This is a genomic window from Pseudomonas machongensis, assembly GCF_034961125.1.
Taxonomy (GTDB): Bacteria; Pseudomonadota; Gammaproteobacteria; order Pseudomonadales; family Pseudomonadaceae; genus Aquipseudomonas; species Aquipseudomonas machongensis.
Genome location: NZ_JAYFUI010000092.1, coordinates 1 through 18,128, shown reverse-complemented (window position 1 = coordinate 18,128; position 18,128 = coordinate 1). Strand labels below are relative to the sequence as shown.

General features: G+C 63.5%; 18 protein-coding genes and 1 rRNA gene. 4 read left to right on the top strand and 15 right to left on the bottom strand.

The window, feature by feature from the left end:
- Together VA602_RS09825 and VA602_RS09820 are read left to right on the top strand one after the other, a co-directional pair.
- Positions 1-979: allantoate amidohydrolase (locus VA602_RS09825; RefSeq protein ID WP_323453121.1), on the top strand; the 979-nt coding region annotated here is incomplete at its 5' end.
- Position 980: 1 nt separating this feature from the next.
- On the top strand, positions 981-2,390 hold the full coding sequence (locus VA602_RS09820; protein ID WP_153774753.1) for an amidase: 1,410 nt from the start codon (positions 981-983) through the stop codon (positions 2,388-2,390).
- Positions 2,391-2,443: 53 nt separating this feature from the next.
- On the opposite strand, the gene thiO is transcribed toward VA602_RS09820, so the two are convergent.
- The 5 genes from thiO to VA602_RS26770 are packed head-to-tail and all read right to left on the bottom strand — an operon-like array spanning position 2,444 to position 5,467.
- Positions 2,444-3,541, bottom strand: a complete 1,098-nt coding sequence (gene thiO / locus VA602_RS09815; protein ID WP_323453120.1) for a glycine oxidase ThiO — start codon at positions 3,539-3,541, stop codon at positions 2,444-2,446.
- 31 nt (positions 3,542-3,572) lie between these two features.
- Positions 3,573-3,962: a type IV pilin protein gene (locus tag VA602_RS09810; RefSeq protein ID WP_200602656.1), complete on the bottom strand. Its 390-nt coding sequence runs from the start codon at positions 3,960-3,962 to the stop codon at positions 3,573-3,575.
- A gap of 1 nt (position 3,963) precedes the next feature.
- Positions 3,964-4,446, bottom strand: a complete 483-nt coding sequence (locus VA602_RS09805; RefSeq protein WP_323453119.1) for a hypothetical protein — start codon at positions 4,444-4,446, stop codon at positions 3,964-3,966.
- Complete coding sequence (locus tag VA602_RS09800; protein WP_323453118.1) at positions 4,443-5,108, bottom strand: PilW family protein; 666 nt, start codon at positions 5,106-5,108, stop codon at positions 4,443-4,445. The genes VA602_RS09805 and VA602_RS09800 overlap by 4 nt, the downstream gene beginning before the upstream one ends.
- The gene (locus VA602_RS26770; RefSeq protein WP_407682505.1) at positions 5,105-5,467 is read right to left on the bottom strand and encodes a prepilin-type N-terminal cleavage/methylation domain-containing protein; all 363 of its coding nucleotides are present in this window, start codon (positions 5,465-5,467) and stop codon (positions 5,105-5,107) included. The genes VA602_RS09800 and VA602_RS26770 overlap by 4 nt, the downstream gene beginning before the upstream one ends.
- A gap of 110 nt (positions 5,468-5,577) precedes the next feature.
- On the opposite strand from VA602_RS26770, the gene VA602_RS09790 reads away from it, so the two are divergent.
- Entirely contained in the window at positions 5,578-6,066 is a 489-nt protein-coding gene (locus tag VA602_RS09790; protein ID WP_112897288.1) for a GspH/FimT family pseudopilin, read from the top strand.
- Here VA602_RS09790 and ispH read toward each other — a convergent pair whose 3' ends face one another.
- The 6 genes from ispH to murJ all read right to left on the bottom strand — a co-directional run bounded on the left by ispH (position 6,067) and on the right by murJ (position 13,402).
- Positions 6,067-7,014 carry a 4-hydroxy-3-methylbut-2-enyl diphosphate reductase gene (ispH, locus tag VA602_RS09785; protein WP_063542800.1) on the bottom strand — a complete coding sequence of 316 codons (948 nt, stop codon included), beginning with the start codon at positions 7,012-7,014 and terminating at the stop codon, positions 6,067-6,069.
- Positions 7,015-7,028: 14 nt separating this feature from the next.
- On the bottom strand, positions 7,029-7,466 hold the full coding sequence (locus VA602_RS09780; RefSeq protein WP_065863423.1) for an FKBP-type peptidyl-prolyl cis-trans isomerase: 438 nt from the start codon (positions 7,464-7,466) through the stop codon (positions 7,029-7,031).
- Positions 7,459-7,974 carry a signal peptidase II gene (lspA, locus tag VA602_RS09775; RefSeq protein WP_054895097.1) on the bottom strand — a complete coding sequence of 172 codons (516 nt, stop codon included), beginning with the start codon at positions 7,972-7,974 and terminating at the stop codon, positions 7,459-7,461. The genes VA602_RS09780 and lspA overlap by 8 nt, the downstream gene beginning before the upstream one ends.
- Positions 7,967-10,798, bottom strand: a complete 2,832-nt coding sequence (gene ileS / locus VA602_RS09770) for an isoleucine--tRNA ligase (RefSeq protein ID WP_323453117.1) — start codon at positions 10,796-10,798, stop codon at positions 7,967-7,969. Before ileS ends, lspA begins: the two co-directional genes overlap by 8 nt.
- Positions 10,795-11,745 (bottom strand): bifunctional riboflavin kinase/FAD synthetase, encoded by a 951-nt coding sequence (ribF, locus tag VA602_RS09765; RefSeq protein WP_323453116.1) that lies wholly within the window; start codon positions 11,743-11,745, stop codon positions 10,795-10,797. The genes ileS and ribF overlap by 4 nt, the downstream gene beginning before the upstream one ends.
- Positions 11,746-11,863: 118 nt before the next feature.
- Positions 11,864-13,402, bottom strand: coding sequence for a murein biosynthesis integral membrane protein MurJ (gene murJ, locus VA602_RS09760; protein ID WP_323453115.1), 1,539 nt, complete (start codon positions 13,400-13,402; stop codon positions 11,864-11,866).
- A gap of 253 nt (positions 13,403-13,655) precedes the next feature.
- Here murJ and rpsT point away from each other — a divergent pair, with 253 nt between their 5' ends.
- Positions 13,656-13,934: a 30S ribosomal protein S20 gene (gene rpsT, locus VA602_RS09755; RefSeq protein ID WP_029614579.1), complete on the top strand. Its 279-nt coding sequence runs from the start codon at positions 13,656-13,658 to the stop codon at positions 13,932-13,934.
- Positions 13,935-14,052: 118 nt separating this feature from the next.
- Here the strand turns inward: rpsT and VA602_RS09750 are convergent, their stop codons facing one another.
- The 4 genes from VA602_RS09750 to rrf form a co-directional block, all read right to left on the bottom strand.
- Positions 14,053-16,353, bottom strand: a complete 2,301-nt coding sequence (locus tag VA602_RS09750) for a PqiB family protein (RefSeq protein WP_054895093.1) — start codon at positions 16,351-16,353, stop codon at positions 14,053-14,055.
- Complete coding sequence (locus VA602_RS09745; RefSeq protein WP_054895092.1) at positions 16,346-16,969, bottom strand: paraquat-inducible protein A; 624 nt, start codon at positions 16,967-16,969, stop codon at positions 16,346-16,348. Before VA602_RS09745 ends, VA602_RS09750 begins: the two co-directional genes overlap by 8 nt.
- Positions 16,956-17,615, bottom strand: a complete 660-nt coding sequence (locus VA602_RS09740; RefSeq protein WP_065863427.1) for a paraquat-inducible protein A — start codon at positions 17,613-17,615, stop codon at positions 16,956-16,958. The genes VA602_RS09745 and VA602_RS09740 overlap by 14 nt, the downstream gene beginning before the upstream one ends.
- Before the next feature lie 192 nt (positions 17,616-17,807).
- Positions 17,808-17,923, bottom strand: a 5S ribosomal RNA gene (rrf, locus tag VA602_RS09735).
- Between the last annotated feature and the right edge of the window lie 205 nt (positions 17,924-18,128).

Below are 18,128 nucleotides of genomic sequence, written 5' to 3'. Positions count from 1 at the left end.
CACCGGCGGCAAGTTCGACGGCTGCTACGGCGTCATGGCCGGGCTTGAGGTGATGCGCACCCTCAATGACCTTGGCCTGCAGACCGAGGCCCCGCTGGAAGTGGTGGTGTGGACCAACGAAGAAGGCTCGCGCTTCCCACCGTGCATGATGGGATCGGGGGTGTTTGCCGGTAAGTTCGGTCTGCAGGAGACCCTCGACAAGGTCGACGAACAGGGCCTTTCGGTGGGCGCGGAGCTTCAGCGCATCGGTTACGCCGGCCCGCGGGTGCCGGTCGGGCATCCGGTCGGCGCCTATTTCGAAGCGCATATCGAGCAGGGGCCGGTGCTGGAGGACCAGCGCACCACCATCGGTGTGGTGCAGGGCTGCCTGGGCCAGAAATGGTTCGACCTGGTGTTCACCGGCGTCGAGGCCCATGCCGGCCCGACACCGATGCACCTGCGCAAGGATGCCTTGGTCGGCGCCGCCGAGGTAGTCGCTGCGGTGAACCGCGTGGCCCACGCCCACCAGCCACATGCCTGCGGCACCGTCGGCTGTCTGAACGTGCACCCCGGTTCGCGCAACGTGATTCCCGGCCAGGTGCAGATGACGCTCGATCTGCGCCACCTCGACCCCGCCCACCTGGATGCGATGGTCGCCGAGGTGCGCGAGGTGATCGAGGCCAGCGCCGCCCGCCATGGCCTGAGTTTCGAGCTCACCCCCACCGCCGACTTCCCTCCGTTGTACTTCGCCGAGCAGTGCGTCGATGCGGTACGCCAGGGTGCGCGCGAATTGGGCTTGAGTCACATGGACATCGTCAGTGGCGCTGGCCACGATGCGATCTTCCTCGCCGAACTGGGCCCGGCCGGGATGATCTTCGTGCCGTGTGAAGGCGGCATCAGCCATAACGAAATCGAGAACGCCGCGCCGCAGGACCTGGCAGACGGCTGCGATGTGCTGCTGCGCGCCATGGTCCAGGCCGCCAACCCGGGAGCCCATTGAGATGACAGGCAAGACCGCCATCGGTGAATTCAGTGCCACCGAGCTGCTCGAACTGTACCGCCGCCGCCAGTTATCGCCCCTCGAAGTGATCGACGACGTGCTGGCCCGCATCGACCTGCACAACCCCGCCGTCAACGCCTACTGCCATGTCGACGGCGAGGGCGCACGCGCCGCTGCCCGCGCCAGCGAACGCCGCTGGCAGCGTGGCGAGCCGTGCGGGCGCCTGGACGGCTTGCCCGCGTCGATCAAGGACCTGACCTTGACCCGCGGCATGCCGACACGCAAGGGCTCGCGCACCAGCTCAGGCGTCGGACCATGGGAAGTCGATGCACCGTTCAGCGCCTTCATGCGCGAGGCCGGCGCCGTGCTGGTGGGCAAGACCACCACGCCGGAGTTCGGCTGGAAAGGGGTCACCGACAACCCGTTGTACGGCATCACCCGCAACCCCTGGGATACCCGCCTGACCGCGGGCGGGTCGTCTGGCGGTGCGGCAGCAGCAGCGGCGCTCAATCTCGGCGTGCTGCACCAGGGCAGCGATGCCGGTGGCTCGATTCGAATCCCCTGCGCCTTCACCGGTACCTTCGGCATCAAGCCGACCTTCGGCTACGTACCGCAGTGGCCAGCCAGCGCCATGACCGTGCTGTCGCACCTGGGGCCGATGACCCGTACGGTGGATGACGCCGTGCTGATGCTCGACAGCGTAGCCCGCCCCGACCCGCGCGACGGCCTGGCCGGAGCCCCACGTCAGTCGCCCTGGCTGGACGACTCGACAGACCTGCGCGGCCTGCGTATCGCCTACAGCGCCGACTTCGGCTACATACAGGTCGATCCGCAGATCCAGGCACTGGTGGCCCAAGCCGTGCAACGCCTGGCGCGCCTGGGGGCGACGGTGGAGGAAGTCGATCCAGGGTTCAGCGACCCGCTGCAGACCTTCAATACCCTGTGGTTCGCGGGCGCGGCACGCTTGGCCAGTGGGCTGAGCGAGGCACAGCGGGACTTGCTCGACCCGGGCCTGCGCGGGATCGCCGAGCAGGGGGCTGGCATCAGCCTGGCCGATTACACCCAGGCACTGGAAGCACGTGCCGAGCTGATCGCGCAGATGAACGCCTTCCACCAGCGTCATGACGTGCTGCTTTCACCGATGCTGCCGCTGGTCGCATTCGAAGCCGGGCACAACGTGCCGCCAGGGTCGGGCATGGCGCAGTGGATGGAGTGGACGCCCTTCAGCTACCCGTTCAACCTGACCCAGCAGCCTGCGGCGTCGGTCCCCTGCGGCTTCACCCGCGAGGGATTGCCGGTGGGGCTGCAAGTAGTAGGCGCGCGCTTTGCAGATGAACAGGTGCTAAGGGTGTGCAAGGTGTACGAACAGCATTACCCGAGTCGGCACCTGCAGGCGCCGCACCGGCACTGAGGTCTGTGCAAAACACGCAGCGGCCTTGCGCGACGCGAGGCCGCTGCGTGTTGTCAGCCCAGACGCCCGGCCGGGGCGTAGGGGGCAGGATCGATGATCGGCTCGGCGCCGGTCAGCAGGTCGGTAAACAACTGGCACGAAGCAGGCGCCAGCACCAGACCGTTGCGGTAATGCCCGCAGTTGAGCCACAGCCCGGCGTGCCCAGGCACCGGCCCGATGTAGGGAATACCTTCAGGCGAGCCCGGTCGCAGCCCGGCCCAATGCCCCACGACCGGTGCGTCCTTCAATTGCGGCAACAGCTCGATCGCCGAAGCCCGCAGGCTTTGCAGCGCAACCTCGGTCGGGGTCTTGTCGTAGCCCTCGTGCTCAAGCGTGCTGCCCACCAGGATATGCCCGTCACGCCGCGGAATTGCATAGCGCCCCTTGGCCAGTACCATGCTCGGCAGAAAGTCGGCCTCGCACTTGAACAGGATCATCTGGCCCTTTACCGGCTCAACCGGCAACTCCAGCCCGAGGGTGCGCAACAGGTCGCCACTCCAGGCACCGGCACTGAGCACCACGTCGTCGGCGGCCAGCACGCCTTCATCCGTCAGCACGCCGGTCACGCGCCCGTCTTTCTGGGCGAAACCGCTGATCTGGCAGTGTTCGCGCAGGCTGACGTTGGGCAGTGCCAGCAACGCGGCTTTCAGCGACTTCACCAGGCGCGGGTTGCGTACGTTGGCCACACCGGCCATGTAGATCGCGTGCTGATAGCCTGGGCCGAGCACCGGCACGGCGTCATAGGCCGCCGAGATGTCGACGGCGCTCAAGGGACGGTGTTCGCGTGCAGCCCAGGCCAGGGCCTGGGCTTCATCGTCGAGGTCGAGCCAGTACAAACCGGTGGTGTGCACTTCAGGGTCGACACCCGTGCTGGCGAACAGACGCTCGCCCAACTGTGGATAGAAATCCTGCGACCAATGCGCCAGGGCGGTCACCGCCGGGCTGTAGCGCCACGGATACAGGGGCGAGACGATACCCCCGCCGGCCCAGGACGACTCACGACCGACCTCGCCCTGGTCGCACACCACTACACGGTCAACCTTTGCGGCCAGGTTGAACGCAGTCAGCAGACCGATCACCCCGCCACCGACAATCACTACGTGCTTGCTCATCTGTCGATCCAACACCTGAAGTAAAAACGCCTCACCAACAATCCGCCTCATCCAGCGCTCCGGGGTTTGCGCGCGCACCGGCCTGGTCAAGCTGGTAGTCGCCACAACGATCACGCGCCATCAGCCCCTGGGGCTGACGCTCGGCCAGCAGCCGATACTGGCCGTGCTCGCGCCAGGCTCGCAGGCGGTAGAAACGGCTACCCTCGGGCAGCGGTGTCTGCCACTGCTCGCTGTCGGCATACTGGCCGGTACGGGCGTAGTGGGATTGCAGACGCTGGGCGGTATCGTGCAGCAGGCCGACCGCTTCGCCGCGCGCGGCACGCCGAAGCTGGTCGCTGTAGCTGGGATAGGCAACGCTCGCCAGAATGCCGGTCACGGCCACGACAAGCAACAGCTCCATAAGGCTAAGGCCACGTTGCATCTCAAGACTCCCTGAATCGCTGGCGCCAGGCGATACGCCGGGGTGCCTGGGCCTGTTCGGGCTCGACCGCATAGATCGCCTCCAGTACCTGCCGTGCGCGGGCCTGACGGCTTACCGCAGTGATCCGGAACAAGACCACCCTCGCCCCTTCCGGCATGTGCGCAGCGCGGGTACTAACACCCAGTTGCTGCACCAGAAAGAAACCGTGCTCGCTGGCCTGCCACGGTGGCTGCCCATCGATCAGGCCATGGGGTACGGGCGGTGGGGCGCACACCTGGCAGGGTGAGGGGGGCGCCAGGGCAAGCTGCAGCGCGCCCGCCAGCAGGCTCGCCTCGGCCTCTTCAAAGGCGCGCGCCGCCGCCAGCGCGCTGCCCGCCAACGCCATCTGCTGCAACGTGTCACGCAGGGCCGAGATGGCGAACAGGCCAAGCAGCAGGCTCAGTACCAGGGCCAGCAGCAAGACCATTCCGCGCTGGGCGCTCATGACGATGGCAACCGGTTGCGCAGGGCAACGCTCAGCGCGTAGTTTCGCGCGACGCCCAGCACAGGATCGCCAAGGGTCAACTGCAGGTCCACGCGCTCCCCCTCATTGCCCACGACACGGGTGACACGAAAAGCACGCACATTGTCGATGAGCACGGCATTCATGCCGCCGCCGCTGAGCATCAGGCCGTCGCCTTGAAAGCGGTAGGTCTGCCGCCGCACCGGGAACGCCAGCGTAGTGCCGCTACCGGCCTGGCGTGCCGGATGAACCTCTGCCCAGGTGAGACAATCGGTGAGCAGCGTCCAATCCGGGTTCCCTCCTGCCCCTCGCACGTCGGCCGTCACCAGGCTGAGCGTGACCTCGCGACCATCGCCGGCATGGGATATCTGCAACGGCTGGGCGAAGGCCTGTGCAGCAGAGGGGTCGATGAACTCGATGGCTTCGGGTGCCAGGCAGCCAAACATGCCGGTCATGCGAATGTCCTGCGCCAGCCGCTGAAAGGCGAGCGAGGCGTCATCCTGCATCCGCGACAGCGCGCCTTGCACGCGCCAGGCTTGCTGGGCCGACACCAGAGCTTGCCCCGCAGCGGCCAGCAGTATCAAGCCCAAGGCCAGTGCCATCAGGGCCTCCAACAGGCCGAAGCCTCGTTGTCGAGGCGTCATGGCAGCACCCTGCCCTGCAGAGCGATGACCTGCGCCTCGCTGCTGCGTGGGTCGTGCCAGCGAATCTCCAGCTGCAACCATTCTCCGGCCACGACCGCCCGCCCCTCACCGCGCTCGTCCAGCAATGAACCTATCAGGGCGCGCCAGCCGTGCAGCGCCTCGGGTTCAAGCGTACCGCTCGCCCTCACACGCTCGAACAACAGGTGCGCCAACTGCACCGCCTGTGCATCGCGCCGCGCGCCCTCGCCGGCCTGCACTGCGCGTATCTGCGATGCCGCCGCGGCGAACAAGCCGAGCGACAGCACCAGCACTGTCAACACCACTTCCAGCAAGGTCATGCCCCGCTCTCTGTGCATCATGGTTTCGCCTCCTGCGAAATTTCCCGCCAAGCCTGATCGGCCTGGCTGACTGGACCTCCTGGTCCGCAGCACCGAAGCTACAGCGAAGCACTTCCAGGGAGGAATGCACGATGCGGCAACAGGGAGTAACACTGATACAAATGATGAGCGTACTGGCCATGGTCGCGCTTCTGACACAGCTCGCGGCACCGGCCTACGCCAACTTGACCGAAGACCTTCGCCAGGCCGCAGCCGCCCGCGACCTGGCACAGAGCCTGCGAAGCGCACGTGGCGACGCATTGCTGCAGAACCGGAGCGTTGTGGTGCAACCGCTGGAGGGGGATTGGGGGAAGGGTTGGCAAACAGTGCTGGAAGGCAACCAACAACTGCTGCGCGAACATCGGCTGGGCCGACCCATGAGGATCGCTGCCAACCTGGAAAAACTGAGGTTCAGTGGCCTGGGTGTCCCGCTGCGCGACAATGGCGCATTTTCCGGCGGCACCTTGCAGATCTGCCAACGTGCCCAGGGCAGCAGTCAGCATCGGGTCGTTGTCGCACCTAGCGGGCGAGTCAGCCTGCGCAGCGGGGCGAGCGAAGCGCCGCGCTGCGCAGGCCCCTGATCAGATCAGCGAGCGAACCCGCAGCTCCTTGGGCATCGAGAAGGTGATGTTCTCTTCACGTCCATCAAGCTCCTCAGCGCCCGTAGCACCCCAGGCCTTGAGCTGCTCGATCACCCCACGCACCAGCACCTCGGGCGCAGAAGCGCCTGCAGTGATGCCGATGCGCTGGACGCCGTCGAACCAGGCACGCTGCAGGTCTTCGGCACCGTCGATCAGGTAGGCCGGCGTGCTCATGCGTTCGGCCAGTTCGCGCAGACGGTTGGAGTTGGAGCTGTTTGGGCTGCCGACCACCAGCACCACATCACACTCATCGGCCAGTTGCTTGACCGCATCCTGACGGTTCTGGGTGGCGTAGCAGATATCGTCCTTGCGCGGACCACCAATGTTCGGGAAGCGTGCACGCAGGGCATCGATGACGCGACTGGTGTCGTCCATCGACAGCGTGGTCTGGGTGACGAACGCCAGGTGGTCAGGATCGCGAACCTGCAGGGTGGCGACATCCTTCTCGTCCTCGACGAGGTAGATGGCACCGCCATTGCTGGCATCGTACTGCCCCATGGTGCCCTCGACTTCAGGGTGCCCGGCATGACCGATGAGAATGCACTCACGGCCATCGCGGCTGTACTTGGCCACCTCGATGTGCACCTTGGTCACCAGCGGACAGGTGGCGTCGAACACCTTCAGGCCACGACCGGCCGCTTCCTGGCGCACGGCTTGCGAGACGCCGTGGGCACTGAAGATGACGATCACATCGTCCGGGACCTGATCCAGCTCTTCGACGAAGATCGCGCCGCGGTTGCGCAGGTCCTCGACGACGAACTTGTTGTGCACCACTTCGTGGCGCACGTAGATCGGCGGCCCGAAAACTTCCAGGGCACGGTTGACGATTTCGATCGCCCGGTCGACACCCGCGCAGAAGCCACGCGGGTTGGCGAGTTTGATTTGCATGCTCGGCTCCAGGCTCACAGCGCCTTCACATCGAGGATCTTGACCTCGAAGTTCAGGGTCTTGCCAGCCAGCGGATGGTTGAAGTCGATGGTCACCTGGTTGTCATCGAAGGCTTTCACCACACCCGGAAGTTCGGTGTTGGCGGCATCGTTGAAGATCACCAGCAGGCCCTCGGACAGCTCCATGCCGTCGAACTGCGAACGGGGCATCACCTGCACGTTCTGCGGGTTGGGCTGACCGAAGGCGTTCTCAGGGGCGATGGTCAGCTTGCGCTCGTCGCCAGCCTTGAAGCCGAACAGTGCAGTCTCGAAGCCCGGCAGCAGGTTGCCATCGCCGACCTTGAACACGGCGGGTGCCTTGTCGAAGGTGCTGTCGACGGTGTCGCCGTTTTCCAGGTGCAGCGCGAAGTGCAGAGTGACTTCGGTGTTCTGGCCGATACGGGTCTCAGTCATGGACCGGCTCCTCGGTTTTCTTGCTCTTGAACATGTCCAGCGCCAGCATCACCGCACCGACGGTAATCGCACTGTCGGCCAGGTTGAAGGCCGGGAAGTAGTGGGTGTTGCGCCAGTGGACGAGGATGAAGTCGACCACATGCCCCAGCACGACGCGGTCCCACAGGTTGCCGATGGCACCACCCAGCACCAGGGCCAGCGCGACCGCCAGCCAGGTCTCGTTGCGCCCCAGGCGCTTGAGCCAGACCACCAGCACGGCGCTGACCACCACGGCGATCAGGGCGAACAACCAGCGCTGCCAGCCCGAGCTGTCGGCCAGGAAACTGAAGGCCGCGCCCGTGTTGTAGGCCAAGGTCCAGCTGAAGTAGTCGGGAATGACCACGATCTGCTGGTACATGGTCAGGGCGTTGTCGAAATACAGCTTGGTGGCCTGGTCGAGGACCAGGACCACCAGGCTCAGCCAGAGCCAGGCAAGGCGCCCGAAGCGCCCCGCTGCAGGATTAGGCATAGTGGCGCACCTCACCGTTGCCGCTGATGTTGTCGACGCAGCGAGCGCAGATTTCCGGGTGTTCCGGGTGGCTGCCGACGTCGGCGCGGAAGTGCCAGCAACGGCCGCACTTGGCGTGGCCGGACTTGACCACTTTCAGCTTGAGGCCTTCGACTTCGGTTGTCACCGCCTCGGCCGGCGCCTGGACGAACGGCACCACGCTGGCGGCAGAGGTGATCAGCACGAAGCGCAACTCGTCGCCCAGCTTGGCCAGGTCGGCGCTCAGGCCTTCCTCGGCGAAGATCGTGACTTCCGCTTGCAGGTTGCCACCGATGACCTTGGCCACGCGCTGGTTCTCCAGCTCCTTGTTGACCGCCGCCTTGACCGCCATGATGCGGTCCCAGTAGGCGCGATCGAGCTCGCTGTCCTGTGGCAGCTCGCTCAGGCCCTGGTACCAGGTGTTGAGCATGACCGACTCGTTGCGCTCGCCCGGCAGGTACTGCCAGATCTCGTCGGCGGTGAAAGCCAGGATCGGCGCGATCCAGCGCACCAGCGCCTCGCTGATGTGGTACAGCGCGGTCTGGCAGGAGCGGCGCGCAACGCTGTTGGCGCCGGTGGTGTACTGGCGGTCCTTGATGATGTCGAGGTAGAAGCCGCCCAGCTCCTGCACGCAGAAGTTGTGCACCTTGGAGTAGACGTTCCAGAACCGGTACTCGGCGTAGTTCTCTTCGAGCTCACGCTGCAGCAGCAGGGTGCGATCGACCGCCCAGCGGTCCAGGGCCAGCATGTCTTCGGCCGGCAACAGGTCGCGCGCCGGATCGAAGCCGGACAGGTTGGAGAGCAGGAAGCGCGCGGTGTTGCGGATACGCCGGTAGGCGTCGGCGCTGCGCTGCAGGATCTGCTCGGAAACGGCCATCTCGCCGGAGTAATCGGTGGCAGAAACCCACAGGCGCAGGATGTCGGCGCCCAAGGTGTTGTTGACCTTTTCCGGCTCGATGGTGTTACCCAGCGACTTGGACATCTTGCGGCCGTTCTCGTCCACGGTGAAACCGTGGGTCAGCAGCTCGCGGTACGGCGCGTGGCCGTCGATGGCGCAACCGGTCAGCAGGGAGGAGTGGAACCAGCCGCGGTGCTGGTCGGAACCTTCCAGGTACAGGTCGGCGCGCGGGCCGGTGGTATGGCCGATGTCGTGCGAGCCACGCAGCACGTGCCAGTGAGTGGTACCGGAGTCGAACCAGACGTCGAGGGTGTCGGCGATCTTGTCGTACTGGCCGGCCTCGTCACCCAGCAGCTCCTTGGCGTCGAGCTTGAACCAGGCCTCGATGCCTTGTTTCTCGACGCGCTTGGCCACTTCTTCCATCAGCTCGACGGTGCGAGGGTGCAGCTCGCCGGTCTGTTTGTCGAGGAAGAACGGGATAGGTACGCCCCAGTTGCGCTGACGCGAGATGCACCAGTCAGGACGGTTGGCGATCATCGCGTGCAGGCGAGCCTGGCCCCAGGACGGCACGAACTTGGTGTCTTCGATGGCCTTGAGCGCACGCTCACGCAGGTTTTCACCGTTGTTGGGCTGCTTGTCCATGCCAACGAACCACTGTGCGGTGGCGCGGTAGATCAACGGGGTCTTGTGGCGCCAGCAGTGCATGTAGCTGTGGCTGATGGTTTCGGTGTGCAGCAGCGCACCGACTTCCTGCAGCTTCTCGACGATGGCCGGATTGGCCTTCCAGATGAACTGGCCACCGAAGAACTCCAGCGATGGCGCGTACACACCGTTGCTCTGCACGGGCGTGAGAATGTCGTCGTTGACCATGCCGTAGCGCTTGCAGGTGACGAAGTCGTCCTCACCGTAGGCCGGCGCGGAGTGGACCACGCCCGTACCGGCGCCCAGCTCGACGTACTCGGCCAGGTAGATGGGCGACAGGCGCTCGTAGAACGGATGGCGGAAATTGATCAGTTCCAGCGCCTTGCCTGGCGCGGTGGCCACGACCGAGCCTTCCAGCGCGTAACGCTTCAGGCACGACTCGACCAGTTCCTCGGCCAGCACCAGCAGGCGCTCGCCGGTATCGACCAGGGCGTAGTTGAAGTCCGGGTGGATGTTCAGCGCCTGGTTGGCCGGAATGGTCCAGGGGGTGGTGGTCCAGATCACGATCGCGGCAGGCTTGTTCAGCGAAGCCAGGCCGAAGGCGGCGGCCAGTTTGTCCTGGTCGGCGATCGGGAAGGCGACATCGATGGTCTGGGATTTCTTGTCGGCGTACTCGACCTCGGCCTCGGCCAGCGCCGAACCGCAATCGAAGCACCAGTTCACCGGCTTGAGGCCCTTGAACACGTAGCCTTGCTTGACCATCTCGGCCAGGGCGCGGATCTCGCCAGCTTCGTTGGCGAAGTCCATGGTCTTGTAGGGGTTGTCCCAGTCACCCAGCACACCCAGGCGGATGAATTCGCTCTTCTGCCCTTCGATCTGCTCGGCGGCGTAGGCGCGGCACAGTTCGCGGGTCTGGTCGGGCGTCAGGTGCTTGCCATGGGTGACCTCGACCTTGTGCTCGATCGGCAGGCCGTGGCAGTCCCAGCCCGGCACGTAGGGCGCGTCGAAGCCCGACAAGGTCTTGGAGCGGACGATCATGTCCTTGAGGATCTTGTTCAGCGCGTGACCGATGTGGATTTTGCCGTTGGCATAGGGCGGGCCGTCGTGCAGGACGAACTTCGGACGATCCTTGCCAATCTCGCGCAACTTCCGGTACAGGCCAATGCTGTCCCAGCGCTGCAGGATCTGCGGTTCGCGCTGAGGCAGGCCGGCCTTCATGGGGAAGGCGGTGTCCGGAAGGTTAAGCGTGGCTTTGTAGTCGGTCATTTCAGGCTCTTGGTTAGCGGTTGAGCGTGCCAGTGGGCACGTGCGGCGGCGATGTCCGCGTCGATCGCCGACTTCAGCGCCTCCAGGGAGGCGAATCGCTGCTCCTCGCGCAGCTTGTGGTGGAACTCCACTGTCAGACGCCGGCCATAGAGGTCGCCGGTGTAGTCCAGGAGATGGATTTCCAGGTGGGGACGCCCATCACCCTTGACGGTGGGACGAACCCCGATGTTGCCGACACCCGGCCAAGGCGTGCCGTCGATTTCGATGCTGGTCAGGTAGACCCCGGACAGCGGCACGCGACGGCGCTTGAGCTGGATGTTGGCGGTGGGCGTGCCGAGCTGACGGGCCAGTTTCTGGCCGTGCAGCACGCGCCCGGTAATGCGATACGGACGGCCCAGCAAGTGCTCGGCCAGCTCGAAGTCGGCTTCGGCCAGGGCCTTGCGCACTTCGGTGCTGCTGACGCGCAGGCCGTCCTGGATCACGGTGTTGGCCGCCTCGACGGTGAAACCGTACTGCTGGCCGGCCTGCACCAGGAAGTCGAAGTCGCCGGCACGATCGCAGCCGAAGCGGAAGTCGTCGCCGACTTCCAGGTGACGCACGCCCAGGCCATCGACCAGCACCGCCTTGACGAACTGATCGGCGCTGAGCTGGCTAAGGCGCTGGTTGAAGGCCAGGCACAACACCCGGTCAATGCCTTCGTCGGCCAGCAGCTCGATTTTGTCGCGCAGACGCGCCAGCCGGGCCGGCGCGGTGTCCGGGGCGAAATATTCCCGCGGCTGCGGCTCGAAGATCACCACGCAGGTGGGCAGGCCCAGCTCCTGGCCGCGCTCACGCAGGCGCGCCAGGATGGCCTGGTGGCCCCGGTGAACCCCGTCGAAGTTGCCAATGGTGGCGACACAGCCCCGGTGCTCGGGGCGCAGGTTGTGAAGACCTCGAACCAGCTGCATAACGCGCTTCTTGCTCATAAAGTGGCCGATTATAACCACACCGGGGCGCTGGTGACAGGCAGCAGTGCCACTGTGGGCCGTGGAATGCGAAAAACCGACGCCTGGCCCTGCCCCGACCTCAATGCAGCGCCTTGCGGACAAAGTGCCGAGGGCGGAAACCGCACAGGAACAGGCACCCGAAGTAGGTCACCACACCCGCGCCGATCAATGCGCCCAGGCGCAGGAAACGCTCGAGCATGTTGCCCTGCTCCCAGGCTGGCATGAAGTGCATGCCCAGCAGCAGCACGCCAGACATCAGCGCCACCGCCAGTACCAGCTTTAGCAGGAATACCATCCAGCCGGCCTGGGGCTGGAACAGGCCTTGGCTGCGCAGCTTCCAGAACAGCAACCCGGCGTTGAGGCAGGCCCCCAGGCTGATAGCCAGGGCCAGACCTGCATGTTGCAGCGGGCCGATCAGGGCGAGGTTGAACAATTGCGTGCAGACCAGGGTGAAGATGGCGATCTTCACCGGCGTACGGATGTTCTGCTGCGCATAGAAGCCAGGCGCTAGGACCTTGACCAGGATGATCGCCAGCAGACCGACCGAATAGGCGATCAGTGCGCGCTGGGTCATGGCGGCATCGGTGGCGGTGAACTTACCGTACTGGAACAGCGCCACGGTCAGCGGCTCGGCGAGGATCGCCAGGGCCAGGGTGCAAGGCAGCACCAGCAGGAAGCACAGGCGCAGGCCCCAGTCGAGGATCCGCGAATACTCTTCACGGTCCTTGTTGGCGTAGGTCTTGGCCAGGGTCGGCAGAAGAATGGTGCCCAAGGCTACGCCCAGCACACCGGAAGGAAGCTCCATCAGGCGGTCGGCGTAGTACATCCACGACACCGAACCGGCCACCAGGAAGGAGGCAAAGATGGTGTTGATGATCAGCGAAATCTGGCTCACCGACACCCCGAGGATCGCCGGCAGCATCTGCTTGAGCACGCGCCATACCCCGGTATCGCGCAGGTTCAGCCGTGGCAGCACGAGCATGCCGATCTTCTTCAAGGCTGGCAGCTGATACAGCAGCTGGGCCAGCCCCCCCGCCAGCACGCCCCAGGCCAGGGCCATGATCGGCGGGTCGAAATAGGGGGTGAGGAACACGGCGAAGGCGATCATCGCCACGTTCAGCAGGGTCGGCGTGAAGGCCGGCACCGAGAAGCGGTTCCAGGTGTTGAGGATCGCCCCGGCCAGCGACGACAGGGATATCAGCAATATATAAGGAAACGTCACCCGCAACAGTGCGGTGGTGAGTTCGTATTTCTCGGCACTGTCGACAAAGCCGGGGGCCGTGACCCACACCACCCAGGGCGCGGCGAGTATGCCCAGGGCAGTGACCAGAGCCAGGACCAGCGTGAGCAGGCCACTGACATAGGCGATGAAAGTGCGCGTGGCCTCCTCGCCCTGCTGGGTCTTGTATTCGGCAAGAATCGGCACGAAGGCTTGGGAAAACGCGCCCTCGGCGAAGATACGCCGCAGCAGGTTGGGCAGTTTGAAGGCAATGAAGAAGGCGTCGGTGGCGATGCCGGCGCCGAAGACCCGCGCCAGAATGGTGTCGCGCACGAAACCCAGCACCCGCGAAATCATGGTGATGGAGCTGACTGCAGCCAGGGATTTGAGCAGGTTCATCGAAAAGTTTTACGCCTGGGACTTGAGAGCGCTGCCAGATGACGCCCGGATGTGCGATAATCCCGCTTCTTTGCAGGGGTGCCAAAAACTCCCGAGTTTACAGGTCGTTGCGTAGAAAGGAATCTCTCCTTCCGCGCACACATGCCACTCGGCAGATCCTTGCAACTGGCCTTGACATCCGTCCGACTCATCGGCATGATTCGCGGCCTTATTTGTTTGCTATTTACCCAAAAGTCTTTCGAGGAGCTCGACGGTGGCCAACACACCTTCCGCCAAGAAACGTGCAAAACAGGCTGAGAAGCGTCGCAGCCACAACGCCAGCCTGCGTTCCATGGTCCGTACCTACATCAAGAACGTAGTCAAGGCCATCGACGCTAAAGACGCCGAAAAAGCGCAAGCTGCTTACACTCTGGCTGTGCCTGTAATCGACCGTATGGCCGATAAAGGCATCATCCACAAGAATAAAGCTGCTCGCCACAAAGGCCGTCTGAATGGCCACATCAAGGCGCTGAAAGAAGCTGCAGCTGCCTAAGCGACGCGCTTTAACAAAAACCGACCTTAGGGTCGGTTTTTTGTTGCCTGCGATTTAGCTGGCCATCGACAGGTCAACCAAGAAGTCCGGGCCGCGATAAGCGGCCCCGGACTCATTGCTACTTGCCCACCGGGATCTTCGGCGCCCACTGCAACCAGGCATCATCCGGTTTATCGAACAGGGCGAAGGTCTGCTGCGGCCGCGCGGGATTGCCCATCTGCTCGCCATCCGGTGTTGCAAAGGCGATCCCTCCGTCGATGAGGGTTTCCAGCGATTCGGTCCGCACCGTGGCCCCCTTGAACAGCCCCCAGTCAAAGCCGAAACCACTGCTGTTCCAGAAGCGGCTACCGCCCCGCACCAAGGCAGCATAACGTGGCTCGATTAGAATGTGGATCAACACCCGATCCGCACTCTGCCCCAGTTCGTAGCCCGTGACCTTGCCAACCTGTACTTCACGATAGGTGACTGGTACACCCGGCTTTATCGAACCACGACGCGAGGCGCTCAACGTCAGCGGCAGACCGACTTCCTGACCAACCACCTCCGGCGCTTCGGGCAAGGCGATGAAATCCCGCTGCGGGCCCTGGCTCTTCAATGCCGGCTGTACCTCCAGGTACTGACCGCCGATCAGGGTATCCAGGTTCTCTGTGCGCACCAGCCCGAATGCCGGCTTCACCACCCAGAATTGCGTGCCTGCCCGGGCAATGCGGTCCGCAGCATCGGTGATCCGCGCACGCAGCAGCACAGCCTGCAGGTCGGAGGTCAGATCGACGCTTTCAATGCTGCCTACGTCCAGGCCACGGAAGCGGATCGGCGTACCGGGTTTGAGACCATCGGCACGCTCCACACGGATGGTCACGAGAGTGCCGGCACGGTTGGCTGCCTCCTCGTTCTCCAGCAGGCGGAAACGTGGAATGTGTCGTTTGAGCGGCACGTTCTGCTGCGGCGTGTCGAAAGCGATGCCACCGGCCATCAGGGTCTGCAACGACTCACTCTTGATCTTGATACCCGACAGGCCGCCGGTGAGCGTGATGCCGCTGGCATTCCAGAAGCGCGTCGAACCGTTCACCAGGCCGGCATACTCTTTCTCGATATGGACACCAATCAGGATGCGCTTGCTGTTGCGTGCGAACTGGTAGCTCTGCACGCTACCGACCTTGACCTGGCGATAGGTTACCGGGCTACCCACCTCGAGCGAGCCGAGCGTGTCAGCGAACAACACCAGGTGCAGGCCCGGCGCCTTCAGATCGAGCGGTGGCGCCTTGGCCCTGGCCTCGAACTCACGCTGCGGTCGCGCGCCCTTCTCACCCGGACGAATGGCGATGTAGTTACCCTTTACCAACGCCTCCAGGCCGGTAATGCCCGCCAATGAAATGGACGGTTTGACCACCCAGAACTGGGTACCTTCCACCAGGTAGTCTTCGGCCAACGGGTCCAACGTGAGCTCGGCCATGGCGCCATCGAGGCCATCATCGATCTTCAGCGTTTTCATGGAGCCCACCTGGATACCCTTGTACATCACCGGGGTACGTCCAGCCTGCAGGCCTTCATAATCGGTCAGGTGCACCTTGATGCGGATACCAGCCTGAGCTGCCTCGAAGTCCTCATAGAGACGGAACGGAAGGCTCGGATCGGTGGGCGGGCTGTCCTTGCGATGCTCTGGAGTAGCGAAGGCGATGCCGCCAGCCACGATGCTCGACAGCGATTCACTGCGCACTTTGACGCCCGACAGATTGGCATCGATGCTGATGCCGCTGGCATTCCAGAAACGCGTGTGTTTGCGCACCAGACCAGCGTATTCAGGCTCGATGAACAGCTTGATCTCGACCGTTCCGTGGTCGTCTGACAGGCGATAGCTTTTTACCTTGCCCACCTGGATCTGCTTGTAGAACACCGGGCTCTCACGATTGAGCGAGCCCAGGCGCTCGGCCTTGAGCGTCAGGTGCAGGCCGGGCTCCTTGTCAGAAAGCGGTGGTGCCTCGGCCAGTGCGGTGAAGCGACGGGTAGGTTCACCCTGCCCTGGATCAACGGCGATGTAGTTGCCGGAAACCAGTGTCTCCAGCCCGGAGATCCCAGCCAGGCTGACGCTCGGCTTGACCAGCCAGAAGCGCGTGCCTTTATTCATGTGCGGCTCGGCCGTCTTGTTCATCTCGATGGTGGCGATCACACCCGTGTTGCTACCCTCGGCATCCAGCACCAGGCTGGTAACCTTGCCCACCGACATGCCCTTGTAGATCACCTCGGTCTTGTTGGCGACGATACCCTCGCCGGTTTCGAAACGAACCTGAATCTCCACGCCAGCGTCACGATAGGCCTGCCAGGCAAGCCAGCCCCCGATCATCAGGGCGATCAGCGGCAGAATCCAGATGGCCGACCAGTTCGAGGCTGGGCGTGTTTTGGCCGTTGGCAAGTCACTCATGGTCGTCGTCCGACTCCGTGTTATCCCAGATCAGTCGGGGATCGAAAGTTAAAGCAGCAAGCATCGTCAGGATCACCACACTGGCAAAGGCGACGGCGCCCAGGTTGGCTTCGACACTGGCGATGCGACCGAAATTCACCACCGCCACCAGAATGGCGATGACGAAGATGTCGAGCATCGACCAGCGACCGATGAATTCGATAAAGCGGTACATCAGGATCCGCTGCCGGGCCGAGAGCGGCTGATGACGCTGCACCGAGTAAAGCAGCAGGCCAATGCCCACCAGCTTGAAGGTCGGCACCAGAATACTGGCAATGAATACCACCGCGGCAATGGGCAGCATGCCGTGCTTCATCAGGGTGATGACCCCGGACATGATGGTGTCCGGGCTGCCCTGGCCCAAGGTGCTGACGGTCATGATCGGCAGCAGGTTGGCCGGGATGTACAGGATCATCGCAGTGACGAGCAGCGCCCAGGTGCGCACGATACTGTTGGGGCGACGCGCATGCACGATGGCACCACAACGAGTGCAGGCCTGCGAGTCGCTGCCCGGCTCCTGGCGATTGAGCTCGTGACACTCGTTGCAGACCAGGATACCGGCATCAATCGCCCGCATGGGTATCCTCCCCGGAGAGCGCTACCCATATCTGATGCGGCGACATCACCACCTCCAGCCAGACCTGCACCAGCAACAGGCTGATAAAGCAGAACAAACCGAGCCCGACGGTCAGTTGCGCCAGGTCGACCAGCTTGACGATCGCTACCAGCACACCCATGAAGTACACCTCGAGCATCCCCCACTCCCGCAGGTGATGATAGATGCGATAGAACAACAGGCCATGACCACGACCGATATTCAGGCGAATGCTCAGCAGTACCAGGAGTTGGCACAGCAGCTTGAGCAATGGAATGGCCATGCTGCACAGGAACACCACAACGGCGACGCCGCGCATTTCAGAGTTGTACAGGCCCAGAACACCGCTCCACACCGTGTCGTCAGCGGTCTGGCCAAGCAGGTGCAGTTGCATGATAGGCAGGAAATTGGCCGGGATATAAAGAAACAGCGCGGTCAGCACCAGCGCGAGGCTGCGATTGACGACATTGTAACGATGCGCATAGAGCTCGTAGCCACAGCGCGGACACTGGGCTTTCTCGCCATGCTGCAGCACAGGCTTGCGCAGCAGCAGGTCACACTCGTGACAAGCCACGAGGTCTTCCAGCGGCAGGCTGGCCAGCGCTTCGGGATCGGCAGGGTTGGACATAGGGAGTTCTGATAGGAAAGTCGGCTCTATTCTAGTGTTCAGACTCGAAATGTGGGAGATGGTGCTTTGCAAAGCCGGTTACGAATGGTGTCGGCCACCTGCTTGCTCTCGGCAGCGAATGCTGCCGGCTCTTGAACGCGGAAAAGACAAAACCCCTACCTGCTCGCGCAGATAGGGGTTTTGCGAAATGAATCTTGACGATGACCTACTCTCACATGGGGAAACCCCACACTACCATCGGCGATGCATCGTTTCACTGCTGAGTTCGGGATGGGATCAGGTGGTTCCAATGCTCTATGGTCGTCAAGAAATTCGGTTGCCAGTGCGTCTTTGCAGACACGCCAGCCAATTCGGATATGTGATCTTTGTGAGTCGCTTCGAACTTTCGGTTCGTTTCGTCTTCACCACCGCAATCTGCAAGGCAAATTGCTTGGGTGTTATATGGTCAAGCCTCACGGGCAATTAGTATTGGTTAGCTCAACGCCTCACAGCGCTTACACACCCAACCTATCA